At 65.4% G+C, this 16,545-nt stretch carries 15 protein-coding genes; 8 read left to right on the forward strand and 7 right to left on the reverse strand.

The genetic code is table 11. From position 1 onward, the window contains the following. Positions 1 to 5: 5 nt before the first annotated feature. A complete protein-coding gene (gene chvE / locus J2X19_RS22835) occupies positions 6 to 1,082 on the reverse strand; it encodes a multiple monosaccharide ABC transporter substrate-binding protein (protein WP_310376761.1) in 1,077 nt (358 codons plus the stop codon). Between the two features lie 95 nt (positions 1,083 to 1,177). On the opposite strand from chvE, the gene J2X19_RS22840 reads away from it, so the two are divergent. The 3 genes from J2X19_RS22840 (at position 1,178) to J2X19_RS22850 (ending at position 3,626) form a co-directional block, all read left to right on the forward strand. Next, on the forward strand, positions 1,178 to 1,759 hold the full coding sequence (locus J2X19_RS22840) for a 3'-5' exonuclease (protein WP_310376763.1): 582 nt from the start codon (positions 1,178 to 1,180) through the stop codon (positions 1,757 to 1,759). Between the two features lie 130 nt (positions 1,760 to 1,889). Continuing rightward, positions 1,890 to 3,014 carry a GGDEF domain-containing protein gene (locus tag J2X19_RS22845; protein WP_310376765.1) on the forward strand — a complete coding sequence of 375 codons (1,125 nt, stop codon included), beginning with the start codon at positions 1,890 to 1,892 and terminating at the stop codon, positions 3,012 to 3,014. 57 nt (positions 3,015 to 3,071) lie between these two features. Beyond that, on the forward strand, positions 3,072 to 3,626 hold the full coding sequence (locus J2X19_RS22850; RefSeq protein WP_310376767.1) for a restriction endonuclease: 555 nt from the start codon (positions 3,072 to 3,074) through the stop codon (positions 3,624 to 3,626). 58 nt (positions 3,627 to 3,684) lie between these two features. Here the strand turns inward: J2X19_RS22850 and J2X19_RS22855 are convergent, their stop codons facing one another. Beyond that, entirely contained in the window at positions 3,685 to 4,956 is a 1,272-nt protein-coding gene (locus J2X19_RS22855; RefSeq protein ID WP_310376769.1) for an ABC transporter substrate-binding protein, read from the reverse strand. Positions 4,957 to 4,985: 29 nt separating this feature from the next. Continuing rightward, entirely contained in the window at positions 4,986 to 6,677 is a 1,692-nt protein-coding gene (locus tag J2X19_RS22860; protein WP_310376770.1) for a glycoside hydrolase family 13 protein, read from the reverse strand. A 193-nt stretch (positions 6,678 to 6,870) separates the two neighbouring features. Here J2X19_RS22860 and J2X19_RS22865 point away from each other — a divergent pair, with 193 nt between their 5' ends. Both J2X19_RS22865 and J2X19_RS22870 read left to right on the forward strand, forming a co-directional pair. Then, entirely contained in the window at positions 6,871 to 7,830 is a 960-nt protein-coding gene (locus J2X19_RS22865; RefSeq protein ID WP_310376772.1) for a helix-turn-helix transcriptional regulator, read from the forward strand. Between the two features lie 2 nt (positions 7,831 to 7,832). Next, positions 7,833 to 8,195, forward strand: coding sequence for a TfoX/Sxy family protein (locus tag J2X19_RS22870; RefSeq protein WP_310376774.1), 363 nt, complete (start codon positions 7,833 to 7,835; stop codon positions 8,193 to 8,195). On the opposite strand, the gene J2X19_RS22875 is transcribed toward J2X19_RS22870, so the two are convergent. From J2X19_RS22875 to J2X19_RS22890, 4 genes are all read right to left on the reverse strand, one after another. Continuing rightward, positions 8,180 to 9,103: a 4-hydroxybenzoate octaprenyltransferase gene (locus tag J2X19_RS22875; protein ID WP_310376776.1), complete on the reverse strand. Its 924-nt coding sequence runs from the start codon at positions 9,101 to 9,103 to the stop codon at positions 8,180 to 8,182. The genes J2X19_RS22870 and J2X19_RS22875 overlap by 16 nt on opposite strands. Positions 9,104 to 9,169: 66 nt before the next feature. Beyond that, the gene (locus tag J2X19_RS22880) at positions 9,170 to 10,057 is read right to left on the reverse strand and encodes a Dyp-type peroxidase (protein WP_310376778.1); all 888 of its coding nucleotides are present in this window, start codon (positions 10,055 to 10,057) and stop codon (positions 9,170 to 9,172) included. 17 nt (positions 10,058 to 10,074) lie between these two features. Then, positions 10,075 to 11,028, reverse strand: coding sequence for a LysR substrate-binding domain-containing protein (locus tag J2X19_RS22885; protein WP_310376780.1), 954 nt, complete (start codon positions 11,026 to 11,028; stop codon positions 10,075 to 10,077). Between the two features lie 77 nt (positions 11,029 to 11,105). After that, positions 11,106 to 12,131 (reverse strand): helix-turn-helix domain-containing protein, encoded by a 1,026-nt coding sequence (locus J2X19_RS22890; protein ID WP_310376782.1) that lies wholly within the window; start codon positions 12,129 to 12,131, stop codon positions 11,106 to 11,108. 166 nt (positions 12,132 to 12,297) lie between these two features. On the opposite strand from J2X19_RS22890, the gene J2X19_RS22895 reads away from it, so the two are divergent. The 3 genes from J2X19_RS22895 (at position 12,298) to J2X19_RS22905 (ending at position 16,539) form a co-directional block, all read left to right on the forward strand. Further along, positions 12,298 to 13,362, forward strand: a complete 1,065-nt coding sequence (locus J2X19_RS22895) for an alpha/beta hydrolase family protein (protein ID WP_310376785.1) — start codon at positions 12,298 to 12,300, stop codon at positions 13,360 to 13,362. Positions 13,363 to 13,491: 129 nt separating this feature from the next. After that, positions 13,492 to 14,730, forward strand: coding sequence for a cyclic di-GMP phosphodiesterase (locus tag J2X19_RS22900; RefSeq protein WP_116606620.1), 1,239 nt, complete (start codon positions 13,492 to 13,494; stop codon positions 14,728 to 14,730). Positions 14,731 to 15,087: 357 nt separating this feature from the next. Continuing rightward, positions 15,088 to 16,539 carry an NHL repeat-containing protein gene (locus tag J2X19_RS22905; protein WP_310376891.1) on the forward strand — a complete coding sequence of 484 codons (1,452 nt, stop codon included), beginning with the start codon at positions 15,088 to 15,090 and terminating at the stop codon, positions 16,537 to 16,539. The last annotated feature ends 6 nt before the right edge of the window (positions 16,540 to 16,545 follow it).

A 16,545-nucleotide genomic window follows, 5' to 3' on the forward strand; every position in this document is an offset into this window, starting at 1 on the left:
CGCACTTATCTGAACTGCTCGGGCTTGTAGAAGCCGCTGTCCACCAGGACGGCGCGCCAGTTCTTGGCGTCGACCAGCACCGGCTTGAGCAGGAAGGCGGGCACGACTTTTTCGCCGTTGTCGTAGGTCTTCTCGTCGTTCAGCGTGGGCTTCTTGCCGGTCAGCAGCGCGTCGACCATGGTGGCGGTGACCTGGGCCAGATCCCGGTTGTCCTTGAACACGCTGGAGCTTTGCTCACCGCGGACGATGGAGCGCACCGAGGGCAGCTCGGCGTCCTGCCCGGTAATGAAGGGCAAAGGCTGGCTGCCCTGGCCGTAGCCGGCTTTCTTCAGTGCCTCGATCAGGTCGATGCTGATGCCGTCGTAGGGCGACAGGACGGCGTCGAGACGCTGCTTGGCGTAGTGCTTGTCCAGGATGCCGGCCAAGCGCGCCCGGGCCACCGAGCCACTCCAGCGCAGGGTGGACACCTTCTCCATGCCGATCTGGCCCGAGCCGACCACCAGCTGGCCCTTGTCGATATACGGCTTGAGTACCGACATCGCGCCGTTGTAGAAGAAGAACGCGTTGTTGTCGTCGGGCGAGCCGCCGAACAGCTCGATATGGAACGGCCCCTTGCCTGCGGCCAGGCCCAGGCGGGCGGCGATATCGCTGCCCTGCAGCACGCCGACCTGGAAGTTGTCGAAAGTGGCGTAGTAGTCGACGTGGCTGCTGCCGCGGATCAGCCGGTCATAGGCGATCACCTTGACCTTCTTGTCGGCCGCCGCCTTGAGCACCGGGGCCAGCTTGGTGCCGTCGATGGCGCCTACCACCAGCACCGTCGCGCCCTTGGCCAGCATGTCTTCGATCTGGGCCGTCTGGGTCGGGATGTCGTCGTTGGCGTACTGCAAAATGGCGCGGTAGCCGAGTTTGTCGAGCGACCGGGTCATGGCCAGGCCCTCGATCACCCAGCGTAGCGAGGTGATGGTGGGCAAGGAGATACCGATCACCCCCTTGTAGCCCTTGTCTGCATTCTGTGACCAGGCGGCCGCAGAGAACAGGCCGCCCACCAAACCACCGACCAACCGTCTGCGCCCAGATTGCATGCTGAAGTCCCCGTTATGTATTTTTCTCGTTTGATCGTAGCAGACAGGCTACGCTCACCCCCATACCCGCTCCCCCTGTATCCGCCCTCTCCAGAATGAAACTCACCGCCCCCTCCAAAGCCGACACCGCGCTGCTGCCCCCGTTTCCCGGCCTGCCGCTGGAGCGCATCCTGGTACCCAGCACTGCGGCGGAATTTGCCGCCGCCACGGCCGACATCCTGGCCGCCGGCGCAGTCGGCTTCGACACCGAGGCCAAGCCGACGTTTGCGCCGGGCGAGGTCAGCAGCGGCCCGCATGTGGTGCAGTTCGCGCTGCGCGACAAGGCCTACATCTTCCAGCTGCACTGGCCCGACTGCCGGGCCTGCCTGGTGCAGGTGCTGGAGTCCGAGCAGGTGCGCAAGGTCGGCTTCGGCCTGGAGCAGGACCGCGGCCAGCTGCACGCGCGGCTGGACGTGACGCTGCGCGCGGTGATGGACCTGAACCAGGTGTTCCGCAAGCAGGGCTACGGCAGCTCGATGGGGGTGCGCGCCGCCGTCGGCGTGGTGCTGCGCCAACGCTTCCACAAGTCGAAGAAGACCACCACCTCGAACTGGGCCCAGCCCACGCTCACGCCGACCCAGCTGCTGTACGCGGCCAACGATGCGTATGCGGCGCTCAAGGTTTTTGAAGCCTTATAGGCTGTTAGCGCTTATCCAGATTGCAGCAGAAGCTCTTGAAATTAGAGCAAATCCAGAGCCCACGCCGTCGGCCGAGTCACACCGCTATCGGACAATTGCGGCACTGATCCGCTTGCTGTAGAAACCCGCCATGTTGCTCAATGTCGATTTGTCCACCGTGTTGACGCTGCACGAGACCTCGCTCATGGTCGGTGCGCTGGTATTTCTGCACGTGCGCAGGCAGTCCACGCAGCCCCAGGGGCTGGGCCTGTTGGCGGTGGGCTTTGCGGCGCTGGCTCTCGGAGCCGTGTTGGCCGGTATGGGCGAGTCCCGCGCCGTGCCGGTGTGGCTGTGGACCCACTGCAGCCTGTGGCTGGGCATGCTGGGCTATGCGCTGCTCTGGGCCGGGTTTGGCGAACTGGACGGGCGGCCCAACTGGCTGCGCACACGCTGGGTGTTGCTACTGCCGGCAGCCGTGGGCGCGGCCGGCCTGGTGAGCGGGTTTCCGTACCAGAACCTGTGGCGCGCCAGTGCCTTCCACACCGGTGCGGTTCTGGCATTGGCGCTGGCCGCATGGCAGATACAGCGCGGCTACCGCCAAGAGGACTTGCCCGGCCGGCAGCTGCTGGCGGCCGCCCTGGCGCTCAGCGCGGGTGTGTATGCGGCCAACCTGTTCAACTTGCTGATGGACTTCCCCCTGCCTTTTGGCGTGGAAGACGCGTTCTTTGTGCAAATTCTGTGCAACTTCGGCATTGCGCTGCTCACCGTGTCGCTGGTGAGCCAGCGCAGCGCCAGGCGCTTGCAGCAGATGGCGCAAACCGACCCGTTGACCGGTGTCGGCAACCGGCGCTGGTTCCTGGCACAACTGCCTGCGCAGGTCCACACCGGTGCAGTGGTGGTAATGGACCTGGACCATTTCAAGCAGATCAACGACCGCTTCGGCCATGCGGTGGGCGACCAGGTGCTGGTCGACTTTGCCCATTGCGTCAACAGCATGCTGGGTGCAGGCGAGCGCTTTGCACGCTACGGGGGCGAGGAGTTCTCGCTGTTTCTGCCCCATGCGTCCGCCGCCGAAGCATTGGCCCTGGCCGAGCGCCTGCGCCAGGGCGTGGAGCAGCAGGTACACCTCAACCAGGACGTGCGCGTGCCCGTCACCGTCAGCCTGGGCGTGGCGTCGGCCACGCCGCACGACCTGTCCTGGCAGGCGCTGCTGCACCGGGCCGACCAGGCGCTGTACGCAGCCAAGAGCGCGGGGCGCAACCGGGTGATGGCTTAGAACCTGTTCAAAGTCGGGGCATTGCCTCCCCGTACACTCCCGGCCATGAAATTCAAGATGGCCCCCAATTCCTTATTCGCGATCCTGCTGCGCTCGCCGTGGTGGATCAGCATGCTGCTGGTGCTGGTATTTGCCCTGGCCTCGGGCGCGCTGTTGCCGCCCCAGTACGTGCTGTTTGGCGCCATGGGCGGGCTGCCGTTTCTGGTGATCGGCGTGCTGGCCGCCAAGCGCCAGTGGCATACACCCAGCGCCGCCCGGGTGGCCGAGACCCGCGACCGCTTGGCCGCCATGGCCTGGAAGGACTTTGCGAACACCCTGCAGGCCGCCTACAGCGCCCAGGGCTATACCGTGACCCGCCTCAGCGCCAAGGGTGCCGACCTGCGGCTGGAGAAGAACGGCAGCAGCAGCCTGGTCGCCGCCAAGCGCTGGAAGGCGGCCAACCAGGGCGTCGAGGCGCTGCGCGACCTGGCCGCCGACCGGCAGGCCCTGGGCGCCGACCAGGCGATCTACATCAGCCTGGGCGGCGTGACCGACACCGCCCAGCGCTTCGCCCAAGAGCAGGGCATACAGCTGCTGACCGACGCCGGCCTGGCGCAGTTGCTGAAGAACTAAGAGTAAAAACTGGCTCTGGCGCAGATAGATACTGCGCAGGCAGCTATCTTTTCAGGAGCTACCAGCTGGGCCCGCGGCGGATTGCATCGATCTTGCCTTCCAGCTTCTTGACGCTGGCCGTGCCCGTGGACTTGCCCGACAGCACCTCGTGCGTGGCGTTCCAGAAGGCCGCCGAAACCTCGTTGTACTTGACGCCGGTCACCGTGGCCGGCCGGGGGATGGCGACCTTCAGCGTCTCGAACAAATCGCCGTAGAACGGATTCGCGGCCAGGATGTCCTTGTCCTGGTACAGCTTGGGGATGGTGGGGTTGGAGGCCAGGGTGATGGCGCGCTCTTTTTGCACCGCCTCGCTGGTCAGGTACAGCACCAGATCCGCCGCTTCCTTCGGGTGTTTGGAGTACTTGCTGACCGCCATCTGCCAGCCGCCCAGCGCGGCCGCGCCCGTGCTGTCCGGGCCGTCGCCCTTGGGCATGGTGATCACGCCGATCTTGCCCTTGACGCCGCTGTCGGCCCCGTTACCCAGCGCCCAGGCGTACGGCCAGTTGCGCATGAAGACGGCATTGCCGCTTTGGAACACGCCGCGCGCCTCTTCTTCGGCGTAGTTCAGCACGCCCTGGGGGGCGATGGTGCCGATCCAGCCGGCCGCCATGTCCAGCGCCTTGGCGGCCTGGGGGTTGTTGATGGTGGTTTTGCCCGCGCGGTCGATGATGCTGCCGCCGCCGAAGCTGGCCACCCATTCCAGCCCGGTGCAGCTCAGGCCTTCATAGGCCTTGGCCTGGAACACAAAACCCTGCATGGCAGCATTGCCGGCTTTGCGCTCGGCGTCCATTACCTTCTTGGCGGTGGCGGTCAGCTCGGCCCAGGTGCTGGGCGGCTTTTCGCCGTATTTGGCCAGCAGGTCCTTGCGGTAGAACATCACGCCGGCATCGGTCAACCAGGGCATGGCCAGCAGCTTGCCGTTGACCGTGTTGTTGGCCACCATGGCCGGGAAGTGGTTCTTTTCCACACCGTTGGTATAGGGCTTGAGGTCGAGCAACTGGTCTTTCAGAATGCCGGGCCAGACCACGTCGATCTGCAGCACGTCGAGCTTGTCGGACTTGCCGGCCAGCATCTGGCGGAACAGGCCCAGGATGTCGCTGGACGACTGGGGAATGCTCAGCAGCTCCAGCGTGTTGCCGGTTTTGGCGCCCCACTCGGCGGCCATTTTTTTGCAGTACTGGATCTCCTGCTCGCTCGAGTTGCAGGACATGGTGAGAGTCACCCCCGCCGCCTGCGCGCTGGCCGCGCCGAATGCCCACACACCCATCCAAACCATCTTTTGCAGCTTCATCTTGTCTCCTGAAAGTTATTCAAAACCATTTACTCCAACCGAAGCATCGCGGCTTCAAAAGGCCGCAAAACCATGTTGTGCAGACTGGTGCCTGCAGACGGGTAGTTGGCGATCACCCGCTGCGCCACCTGGTAAGGCAGGTCCAGCACCGGCGTGCCGCCATAGAAGTTGCACAGCACCAGCCAACGCTCGTCCCCCAGCGTGCGCAGGTAGGCATAGACCTCGGGGTGCTCGGCCAGCAGCAGCTGGTAGCGGCCATGCACCAGCACCGGCTGGGCCTTGCGCAAGGCGATCAGCTGGCGGTAGTAATGGAACACCGAGTTCGTATCGAGCAAGGCCGCCTGGCTGTGGATCTGCGGGTAGTTGGGGTTCACCGGCTGCCAGGGCGTGCCGGTGGTGAAGCCGGCGTGGCTGTTGGCGTTCCACTGCATGGGCGTGCGGGCGTTGTCGCGGCCCTTGCTGCGGATGGCTTGCAGGGCGACCTCGGGCGCAATGCCGCGCTCCTGGGTGGCGCTACGGTACATGTTGATGGATTCCAGGTCGTAACAATCGGCCTCGGACGCATAGGGCTTGTTGGTCATACCCAGCTCTTCGCCCTGGTACACATAGGGCGTGCCCTGCATGCCGTGCAGCAAGGTGGCCAGCATCTTGGCGGACTCCACGCGGTAAGTGCTGTCGTTGCCAAAGCGCGATACGGGACGCGGCTGGTCGTGGTTGCCCAGGTACAGGCTGTTCCAGCCCTGGCCGGCCAGGCCGTCCTGCCAGCGCGTGAGGCAGGCTTTCAGATCGCGCAGGTCCAGGGTCTTCAGCGCCCATTTGCCCTCGCCGTGGCCGGGCACGGAGTCCAGGTCCATGTGCTCGAACTGGAACAGCATATTGAGTGCGCCGGTGTCGGGATGGGTGATCTCCACGCCCTGGCGGATGGTGGCGCAGGGCGCTTCGCCCACGGTCAGGGTGTCGTAGTGGTCCAGCACCTCGCGGCGCATTTCCTGCAAAAACTCCAGCAGCCGCGGCCCATTGGTGACCAGGGTGAAGGCGGGCTGCAAGAAGCCGGGCCGCAGCACCGGTGCGTCCTGCAGGCTGCCGTCGACCGCATAGGTCTTGGAGACCATGTTGATGACGTCCATGCGGAAGCCGTCCACGCCCTTTTCCAGCCAGAAGCGCATCAGGCCATGCACCTCGGCGCGCACCCGCGGGTTCTCCCAGTTCAGCTCGGGCTGCTTTTTGGAAAATAGGTGCAGGTAGTACTCGCCGGTAGGCGCATGGAACTCCCAGGTGGAGCCGGAGAACGCGGCCTCCCAATTCGTCGGTGGCCCGCCATCGGCGGCGGGTGCGCGCCAGATGTAGTAGTTGCGGTAGGGGTTGTCCTTGGACTTGCAGGCCTCGGTGAACCAGGGGTGTTCATCGGAGGTGTGGTTCACCACCAGGTCCATCACCAGCCGGATGCCGCGCTGGTGCATCTGGGCCAGCATCTGGTCGAAGTCGGCCATGCTGCCGAATTCGGGGGCGATGGCGCGGTAGTCGCTGATGTCGTAGCCACCATCGTCGTTGGGCGACGGGTAGATCGGCGACAGCCAGACCACGTCGACTCCCAGGGTCTGCAGGTAGTCCAGCTTGCTGGTGATGCCGCGCAGATCGCCGACGCCGTCGCCATTGCTGTCGCAAAAACTGCGCGGGTAGATCTGGTACACCACGCTGCTTTTCCACCATGCTGGGGCCATTGCGCTTCCTTCTCTCGGGGTTGTTGGGTTGCCGAAAGTTTAGAAGCCGCCCCTGCTTGCCACCAGCGAATCCACTGCCAAAAAACTGCAAGCTATGCAATAAAACTGGGATGCATTCCAGCCCATATCCAAGGGTAAATACGGTGAATCACCTGTGGTGCAGTTTGGTTCAACCGGTTTTAATGCCCAGGCCATGCAACAAAAACCCAATCGCCGCACCCTGCCCTATCCGGCGGAAGAAACCGCCCGCAACAGTGCCGAAAAAGCCCTGCGCATGCGCGCGCATCTGCGCCACAGCATGGCCAGCCTGCTGGCCGGCGGCATGGCAGTGCGCAGCTGCGGCGGCACGCGCGCCAGCAGTGCCGGCAGCCTGCGCGGCGAGGGCCATTTCCACCTGGTGCCCGAGCTGTTCCTGCAGATCGGCGGCAGCACCCAGTTCACGATGCCGCACGGCCCGCTGGCGCTGGGCACGGGCGAAGCCCTGCTGATGCCGCCGCGCATGCTGCATGCCGAAACCATCTCCGGCACTTTTAGCAACCTGGTGGTGTATGCCGACGGCACCGCCCTCACCTGCCACCTTGCGGCCGAAACCACGCCCGGCCGCCCTGGCATCGACCACCTGGAATCGCGCCAGCACCCGCACGCGGCCCGCATCCACGACTGGCTGGCCGACGCTGCCGCGCTGGGCTTTGATGCCGAAGATGCCAATGCCCGCCTGCAGGTGCGCGCCCTGCTGGCCAGCGCCTGCGCGGGCGTGCTGCGGGTGCTGGACGATGCGGCGCCGCGCACCCAGCCCGAGCCGCCGCTGGTGGCCCGGGTGCGCATGTGGGTCAACAACCAGCTGGGCGACCACGCCCTGAACGTCACCGCCCTGGCCGCGCAGGCTGGCTGCACGCCCGAATACCTGTCCCATGTGTTCAGCCAGACCACCGGCGGCCACCTGATCGCCCACATCAACCGCCAGCGCATGGCCCGCGCCGCGCATCTGCTGGAAGAGACCGATATGGTGGGCAAAGAAGTGGCCTGGGCCTGCGGCTTTACCACCCCCAGTTATTTCATCCAGACCTTCCGCCAGCAGTTCGGCGCCACACCGCAGCAGTGGCGCGCCAAGCGCCGGGCCGAGCGGGGCAGCACAATGCCGATAACGGAGTAAACATGGCCACCCACCCCAGCACCGCCGAATTTCTGCTTGACCAACTGGCCGCCACCGGCGCCGCGTCCGTGCGCCGCATGTTTGGCGAATACTGCGTCTACCTGGCGGGCAAGCCGGTAGCGCTGCTGTGCGACAACCAGCTGTTCCTCAAGCCCACCGAAGCCGGCCAGCGCCTGATCGGCCAGGCGGTGGAGGGCGCGCCCTTTCCCGGTGCCCGGCCGCATTGGCGGATCACCGCCGACCAGTGGGAAGACGCGACCTGGCTGTGCCAACTGGTGCAGGTCACGGCCCACGCGCTGCCCGAACCCAAGCCAAAACCACAACCCAAAGCGAAACCAAAAAAGAAGGCTCAGCCGAAAGCGTAGCTGCCGCCGGCCACGCCGACAAACACCGCAAACCCGACCCAGTGGTTCAGGCGAAAGGCCTTGAAGCAGCCATCGCGCTGGCGGCTGCGGATCAGGGTCCAGTGCCATAGCGCCTGCAGCGCCGCCACCCCGATTGCTACGTAAAAAATAGCACCTTGCACATACGGCTCAAGCGCCAGCAGCCAAATCAGCAAGTAAATCGCGTAGAAGGCCATGACGCCCGCCACGTCGAAACGGCCCAGGGTGATGGCCGATGTCTTCATGCCGATCTTCAGGTCGTCGTCGCGGTCGACCATCGCGTATTCGGTGTCGTAGGCCAGCACCCAGAACAGGTTGCCCAGCAACAAGACCCAGGCCAGCGGCGGCACGCTCTGCCACCAGGCGGCCAGGCTGAAGCCGGCCCAGCCGGCGGCGCTGAACACCTGCCAGGCCGGCCCACCCCGCACGGCAGAAAACGCCATCGGGATACCGAAGCTGAAGGCCACGCCCAACACGGCCTGCGGCATGGACACATAGCGCTTGGCATACGGATAGACCAGGGCCACGGCCAGCGCGGCAAACGACCAGACAACGGTGACCGCATTGGTGGTCAGCACCAGCGCAAACGCGGCAATGGCCAGCAGCGCGCCAAAGCGCAGCGCAGCCCCCACCGACAGCGCGCCGCTGGTCACCGGCCTCTGGGCCGTGCGCTTGACGTGCTTGTCGAACTCGCGGTCGGCCACGTCGTTGACGCAGCAGCCGGCGCTGCGCATCAGGATGGTGCCCAGGGTGAACACCGCCAGCAGATGCCAGCCCGGGAAGCCACCCGCCGCCACCCACAGCGCGCTGAGGGTGGGCCAGAGCAAGAGCAGCCAGCCAGCCGGGCGATCCCAGCGTATCAATTGCAGGTAAAGACGCACAGATTTCATAGCCAAACAGGCTGCCAGCGCAGGTAGAGTCTGCGCTGGCAGCTACGATTTATGTAGTAAACAGACTTACAGGCCGAGTTGCCGCAGGTCCAGCTTGCCCTGCAGCACCGGCGGGCACCACAGGTAGGCGCCGGAGACCGGCTTGGAGTAGCTGAACGTGGCATCGACCACGCCGTCCTCCTGCCCGGCCATGCGGCGCATCTGGGCTTCGAACGCATCCAGGGTGGCGCCGAAGGCCACGAAGAACAGGCCGCACTGGTGGCCCACAGCCCAGGGCATGGAGCGGCGCAGCACAAAGGCTTCGGGGCTGAAGCTTTCCTGGGCCGTACGCTTCACATGGGCCGAAATCGGCGCGTCGTCCAGCTCCTCGTTGTCGGACATGCGCCGGCCCATGGCCTTGTTTTGCCCGTCCGTGCCGAGTGCGTCGAAGGCATCCAGGTTGTGCACCCATTGCTGCACGGCGACAAAGCTGGAGCCGTCCTCTTGCAGTGCGGCGGCCACAGCCTCGGCGCCCTCGGGGTTTTCGGTGCCGTCTTCAAAGCCGGTCAGGTCGCGGCCATGCTCGGCCGCCGGTTCGCCGTGGCGGAAGCCGTCGAGCACCCGGTCCAGGTGGAAGGCCGGGGCCAGGGCTTTCTCGATGGCGCGGGCCTGCAGCACCAGCGCGCCTTGCGCCACGCCACGCAGCCAGCACCACAACGCCAGCGGGGTGCTGGGCACGTGCACGCCGTGGCCGGAGAAGTCGGGCATGCTGCGCAGGCCGGGCACGCGGGCCTCCAGGGTCTGCACCAGCGTCGCCCCCAGGCCGACCACCACCGCCTGGCCATCGGTCAGGGCCGCCAGGCGCTGCAGGCTGAAGCCCAGTACCGCGGGCGTGGCCTGGGCGGTGACCGAGAAGAAAAGATAACGCCCATGGGCGGGTACAGATTCCAGAATGCCGGCTTGCGCAAATTCCACAGGGTTCTCCATCGTTTTCAAGATAAGCGTTTCACGCCCGGCAGTTCGCAGGCATAGATGGCGTTGCGCAGCGCGGCAATCGCCTCGTAGCGGGTAAAGCTGCGCCGCCAGGCCAGCACCACGCGGCGCATCGGTGGCTCGCCGTCGAACGGCAGGTAGCGCACATAGGGGTCGTCGTCACGGCCGCGCTTCGGCTTGGCCGCCAAGGCGGACTTGGGCACGCTGAGCTGCGGCACCAGGGTGATGCCCATGCCGGCGGCCACCATGTGCTTGATGGTTTCCAGCGACGAGCCTTCGAAGCTCTTGCGTATGCCCTCGGCGCCGCTGGAGAAGCGCGCGAACTCGGGGCATACCTCGAGCACATGGTCGCGGAAGCAGTGGCCGTTGCCCAGCAGCAGCAGGGTTTCGTTCTTCAGCTGTTCCGCGGTGACGCTGGCCTGCGAAGCCAGCGCATGCGAGGTCGGCACGGCGACCATGAAGGGCTCGTCGTACAGCGCGGCCACGGCCAGGCCGGTGTCGGGGAAGGGCTCGGCCATGATGGCGCAGTCGATCTCGCCCATGCGCAGCATTTCCAGCAGCTTGACGGTGAAGTTCTCCTGCAGCATCAGCGGCATCTGCGGCGTGCGGCTGATCACCTGCTTGACCAGGTCGGGCAGCAGATAGGGCGCAATCGTGTAGATGATGCCCAGGCGCAGCGCGCCGCCCAGTGGGTCTTTGCCGCGCTGGGCAATCTCCTTGATGCTGGCGGCCTGCTCCAGCACGCTTTGCGCCTGGCGCACGATTTCTTCGCCCAGCGGGGTGATGGAGACTTCGTTGGCGCTGCGCTCGAACAGCTTGCAGTCCAGCTCTTCTTCCAGCTTTTTGATGGCCACCGACAAGGTGGGCTGCGACACAAAGCAGGCCTCGGCGGCTTTGCCAAAGTGCTTCTCGCGGGCCACGGCGACGATGTATTTCAGCTCAGTGAGGGTCATGGGCGTATTGTCTACCTAGCGGATGCTGTTGCGCGAGGGGCAGATGTTTCCGGTGGACACAATCCCCGCCCCTCTTCTTAACCTTCAGCCTGCTGCCGCCACAGGGCCGGCGTAGTGCCGGTGACGCGGCGGAACTCGCGCTGGAAATTCGACTTGGTCTGGAAGCCACTGGCCAGCATGGCCTCGGCCACGGTCTGCGGGCTGCTGCGCAGCAGGTCGCAGGCGTGCTGGATACGGAAGTCGTTGACGTACTGCGAGACGTTCTTGCCCTCGACCCGGTTGATGGCGGCCGAAATCTGCCGCGCCGGGATGCCGCTCTTGCGCGCCAGGCGGATCAGGTTCAGGTCCGGCTCCAGGTACAGGCGCTGGTCTTGCAGCAGCTGCTGCAGCGCGGCGACGGTACGCTGGTCATCGGCCAGCGGGGCGGCGGCTTCGGCTTGTATTACCGCCTCGGCCGGCGGCGTGGCGTGGTCCGGCAGGCTGTCGGCCGCCACCGAGGCTGCATAGCCCCAGATCAGCAGCAAGAACAGCTCGAAGCTGCCCAACAACAGCGCGCTGTAGCGGCCGCCGCTGCTGACCATGTCCCAGGCGATGAAAGCATCGACCAGCGCCGAAAGCAGCAGCGACACCGCGGTGGCCTGCAGCATGCGGTGCACCAGCGGCGCCTGGTCGAGCCGCGCGACCCCCAGCCCATCCGGCCCGCGCCGCGCCAGCCGCAGCAAGGCCAGACCGTAGCCCAGGTAGACCAGCACCACGGCCGCATCGATGGCCTGCGGCCACCAGGCGATCAGCGCCAGCACGCCCAGGGCCGGCAGCGCATGCAGCTTCTGCCAGGGCGAGGCCGCGGCGTCCTGCGCCAGGGTCTGGTAGCAGCGCAGAGCCCAGGGCGCGAGGCTGACCGCCAGCGTGGCCTGCAGCGGCAACAGCAGCTTGATGCCATAGCCCCAGCGCAGCCCCACCAGCACCGACAGCAGCGCGTAGCCGCCCAGCAGCAGGCGGAAGCGCTGGTTGGCCAGTACCACCACGCCCTGGCGCCAAGTCATCTGCGCGAGCAGGAACACCAGCACCAAGGCCACGATGAACGGGAGAGGAATGAAAAACATGGGCAATACCGGCAGATGGAGGTCGGGGCAAAGGAGCAAGACAAGGGCCTGGATCGTGTTCGAGGACGGCCTGTATCCGGTTGCAGGGCGCCAAAGCGCGCGGGAGTCGGCATTCTCGGGCATGCCTTTACCGCCATCCGGCGTATTTTTTGACACAGGAGTTTCCATGCACTTGCTTTGCTCTGTTTTTCTGGCTCTGGCCAGCCTTTGTGTATCCACCACCAGCGTCTGGGCGCAGGACGGCCCCGGTATCCAGCAGCTGCTGCTGCCGGCTGCGCACCGCGGCCGCCCGCTGCAGGTCGTGCTCTGGTACCCGGCCGAAGCTGGCGGTCGGGCCGATAAGGTGGGCGCCAACCAGCTTTTCTACGGCAGTCCGGCGCGCTGGGATGCACCGCCCGCGCCGGGCCGGCATCCGCTGCTGCTGCTATCGCACGGCTCGGGCGGCAATGCCATCGGCCTGGGCTGGCTCGCCACGCAGCTCGCACAGCAGGGCTTTATCGTGGCGGCGCCCAACCACCCGGGCAGCACCACCGGCGACTCCACGCCGTCCACCACGGTGCAGATCTGGCAGCGACCGGCCGACCTGTCGGCCGTCACCAGCGCCCTGCTCGCCCACCCCGACTGGCAGGCCCGGATTGCGCCGCGACGCATCGCCGTGCTGGGCTTTTCGCTCGGCGGCTACACCGCCCTGGCAATGGCCGGCGCCCAGGTCCGCCTGGCCGACTACATCCGCTACTGCGCCACGCCGGTGCCGCCGGGCACGGTCATCAACGAATGCCCGTGGTTTGCGCGCGGCGGCGTCGACCTGCAGCGCATAGACGCCAGCCGCTTCGAACAATCGCACGCCGACCCGCGCATCCGCGCCGTGGTGGCCGTAGACCCGGGCCTGGCCCAGGCCTTCGATGCGGCCAGCCTGCGCAGCATGGGCGTGCCGGTGCAGTTCATCAACCTGGGCCGGCCCGGCCAGCTGCCGCTGGCGGTGGACGCAACACGGCTCGCGCCCCTGGTGCCGGCGAGCCGCTATGCGTTCGTGCCCGATGCCACCCATTTCAGCTTTCTCGGCGTGTGCAAACCGAACGGGGCCGCCCTGCTAGCCGACGAAGGCGAGTTCGACCCCGTGTGCGAAGACGGCGGCGGCCGGCCCCGGGCCGAGATCCATGCAGAGCTGGTGCAGACCATTCTTGCCGGCCTGGCAGTGCTCATGCCGCCACAAGAACCTCAAAAACCATAGCGCTTTACGCAGGTGGGATATGCGGGAGCGGCTTTTTTCATCTAAAGTACGCAGGCCTGCGCCGCTGGATGTGTAAGCGAACGTAGCTTCCTGGGCCATACTATGCCCTCGTCCTTTGCCTCCCACCCCATGCTCAAACGAATCAGCGTTCAACAGCTCGCCCTCGGGATGCACATCGACGGGTTCTGCGCCCCCTGGATGGACCATCCGTTCTGGCGCAACCACTTTGTACTCAGCGACCCCAAGGACATCGAGCGCGTGCTGGCCAGCAGTGTGCTGGAGGTCTGGATCGATACCACCAAGGGCCTGGACGTGCCGCCGGGCGTCGAGCCCCTGGCCCAGACCACCTCGGCCGAGGCGATTGCGCAGGAGATTCTGCAGGTCGAAGCCCCGGCGCGCGACACCACCCCGACCACCGCCGCGGTCGAGTATGCGCGCGCCAGCCGCATCTGCGTCAAGTCCAAGCAAGCGGTGATGGCCATGTTCGACTCGGCGCGCTCGGGCCAGCCGGTGAACACCGAGCTGGCCACGCTGCTGGTGCAGGAGATCTCCGACTCGGTACAGCGCAACCCCGACGCCATGATCAGCCTGGCGCGGCTGAAGACCGCCGACAACTACACCTATATGCACTCGGTGGCGGTGTCGGCGCTGATGGTGTCGCTGGCGCTGCAGCTGCAGCTGGACGCAGAGCAGACCAAGATCGCCGGCATGGGCGGCCTGCTGCACGACCTGGGCAAGGCCTTGACGCCGTCCGAGGTGCTGAACAAACCGGCCAAGCTGACCGACGCCGAATTCGACGTCATCAAAGCCCACCCGGCGAATGGCTACGACATGCTGGTCAACGACCCCTCGCTCGACGCCATGGTGCTGGACATCGTGCTGCACCACCACGAGAAGACCGATGGCACAGGCTACCCCGCCGGCCTGAAGGGCGAGGACATCAGCCTGTTCGCCCGCATGGGCGCGATCTGCGATGTGTACGACGCCATCACCTCCGACCGGCCGTACAAGAAAGGCTGGGACCCGTCGGAAGCCATGCGCAAGATGGCCGGCTGGACCAGCGGCCACCTGGACGCCCAGGTGTTCCAGGCATTCGTGAAAAGCGTGGGCATCTACCCCACGGGCTCGCTGGTGCGGCTGTCGTCGGGGCGCATCGGCGTGGTCACTGCTCAAAACCCGCGCGCACTGCTGAAGCCGGTGGTGAAGGTGTTCTTCTCCACCAAGTCCGACATGCGCATTCCGCCGGTGCTGATCAACCTGGCCCTGCCCGAGTGCAAGGAAAAGATCACCAACCGCGAAGACCCGCAGGTCTGGAAGTTCCCCGACCTGAACCCGCTGTGGTCGGGCTTCGAGCCCAGCAGCTGGTAGCGCTCAGGCCGCTTGCCGCACATCCAGGCCACCCTGAAGATGGCGGGACGAATTAAATGGGCCTTGGTCGCAAATGGCTGAGACTGGAAGCCAAAGTCACCGTACTATGGAGAGGATCTCGGCACTCACCTAACCAGCCGGCGGTGTGCGACCTTCTACGCCACCCTACCAGCAGATTAGGCACACATGCTTTACCGCTTGAAATACGGCCAACGCCTCGCGTTCGGCCTTTGCATCGCTCTTGGCGCCATGTTGGGGGGATGCAGTGACAGCGACGATCCCTTGGTGCCGGCAGAGCCCAGTTATACGCTCAGTGGCACGATCACGGGCTTATCCAGTGGCACGGCCAGTGGCTTGGTGCTCGCCAACGGCAGCACGACTGCTACCGTTGCCGCGGACGGCAGCAGCTTCAGTTTTGCCCCCTTGGTTACGGGCAGCAACTACAACGTGGCCATACAAAGCGCCCCCTCAGGCATGGCCTGTTCTGTCACGGGTGGCAGCGGCACCTTGAGCGCCAGCGTAACCAGTGTGGTTGTCACCTGCTCCACACAGACCTACACACTGGGTGGCAGCATCGCCCCGGCATCCGGTACCACCAGCAGCGTGAGCGGCCTGGTTCTGGCCAATGGCAGCGATACCTTCAGCGTGCCGACTGGCGCCGCCACATTCACGATGCCCACGGCCGTGCCTTATGGCAGCAGCTACCAGATCAGCGTGCAGACACAACCCACCGGCATGGGTTGCACGGTCTCCCCCTCGACCGCGCAAACCATGCCCGCCGGCAACCTGACGAACGTGGTGGTGACCTGCGCCGACCAGTCCTTTGCCCTGGGGGGCACGATCATCGGTTTAGGCACCAGTACGGGATTGGTATTGGCCAACCAAGGTACGGACTCGACCACCATTTCGGCCAACGCCACCAGCTTCAGCATGAACACCACGGTGCCCCACGGCACGGCGTATGCGGTGACTGTGGCCAGCAACCCTGCCGGCAAGAGCTGCGCGGTCACCAATGGTTCCGGCACGATGCCAGCGACCAATGTCAGCAACGTGGCCATCAGCTGTACGTCCCCCTTCAGCAATCCCAGCGGCGTGGCCCTGGATGCCAGCGGGAATGTGTACGTGTCCAATGCCGGCAGCAATACAGTGAAGTTGATTACGGTGGGTACCCGGGCCGTCACAACCCTGGGCATAGGATTCAGCTTCCCGATTGGTGCCGCAGTCGACCCGAGCGGCAATGTCTATGTGGCGGACTTCAACAACAGCGCACTGAAAATGATTGCCGCCGGCACCGGCACCATCACCACCGTGGGTTCGGGATTCAGCCAACCTGTAGGCGTTTCATTGGACGCCGGCGGCAACATCTACGTGGCGGACTACGGCAACGGCCTGGTGAAGATGATTACGGCAGGCACCGGCACCATCACGACTTTAGGCTCCGGGTTCAGCCAGCCCACAGGTGTGGTGGTAGACAGCAGCGGCAATGTCTATGTAGCAGACTTTGGCGCCAACTTGGTGAAGATGATTGCCGCAGGCACCGGAACGATCACCACACTGGGTTCAGGATTCAACCAACCCCTGGGCATCGCAGTGGACAGCAGCGGCAATGTCTATGTGGCGGACAGAGCTAACAACGCAGTGAAAATGATCGCTGCCGGCACGGGCACGGTTACCACGCTGGGATCGGGGTTCAGCCAGCCCTGGGGCGTTGCAGTAGATGCGAGCGGCAACGTGTACGTGGCGGACTACGGCACCAACTCCGTCAAAAAAATTCTGCAGTCCACGGGGGCGGTGGTCAGCCTGCCTTGACGCAGC

The sequence above is a fragment of the Rhodoferax ferrireducens genome (genome assembly GCF_031458075.1).
GTDB classification, from domain to species: Bacteria; Pseudomonadota; Gammaproteobacteria; order Burkholderiales; family Burkholderiaceae_C; genus Rhodoferax_B; species Rhodoferax_B ferrireducens_A.

What these genes read in the sequence shown, in the direction of transcription:
- chvE (WP_310376761.1), bottom strand. Translation starts at nt 1,082, where the DNA reads ATGCAATCTGGGCGCAGACGGTTGGTCGGTGGTTTGGTGGGCGGCCTG.
- J2X19_RS22840 (WP_310376763.1), top strand. Translation starts at nt 1,178, where the DNA reads ATGAAACTCACCGCCCCCTCCAAAGCCGACACCGCGCTGCTGCCCCCG.
- J2X19_RS22845 (WP_310376765.1), top strand. Translation starts at nt 1,890, where the DNA reads ATGTTGCTCAATGTCGATTTGTCCACCGTGTTGACGCTGCACGAGACC.
- J2X19_RS22850 (WP_310376767.1), top strand. Translation starts at nt 3,072, where the DNA reads ATGGCCCCCAATTCCTTATTCGCGATCCTGCTGCGCTCGCCGTGGTGG.
- J2X19_RS22855 (WP_310376769.1), bottom strand. Translation starts at nt 4,956, where the DNA reads ATGAAGCTGCAAAAGATGGTTTGGATGGGTGTGTGGGCATTCGGCGCG.
- J2X19_RS22860 (WP_310376770.1), bottom strand. Translation starts at nt 6,677, where the DNA reads ATGGCCCCAGCATGGTGGAAAAGCAGCGTGGTGTACCAGATCTACCCG.
- J2X19_RS22865 (WP_310376772.1), top strand. Translation starts at nt 6,871, where the DNA reads ATGCAACAAAAACCCAATCGCCGCACCCTGCCCTATCCGGCGGAAGAA.
- J2X19_RS22870 (WP_310376774.1), top strand. Translation starts at nt 7,833, where the DNA reads ATGGCCACCCACCCCAGCACCGCCGAATTTCTGCTTGACCAACTGGCC.
- J2X19_RS22875 (WP_310376776.1), bottom strand. Translation starts at nt 9,103, where the DNA reads ATGAAATCTGTGCGTCTTTACCTGCAATTGATACGCTGGGATCGCCCG.
- J2X19_RS22885 (WP_310376780.1), bottom strand. Translation starts at nt 11,028, where the DNA reads ATGACCCTCACTGAGCTGAAATACATCGTCGCCGTGGCCCGCGAGAAG.
- J2X19_RS22890 (WP_310376782.1), bottom strand. Translation starts at nt 12,131, where the DNA reads ATGTTTTTCATTCCTCTCCCGTTCATCGTGGCCTTGGTGCTGGTGTTC.
- J2X19_RS22895 (WP_310376785.1), top strand. Translation starts at nt 12,298, where the DNA reads ATGCACTTGCTTTGCTCTGTTTTTCTGGCTCTGGCCAGCCTTTGTGTA.
- J2X19_RS22900 (WP_116606620.1), top strand. Translation starts at nt 13,492, where the DNA reads ATGCTCAAACGAATCAGCGTTCAACAGCTCGCCCTCGGGATGCACATC.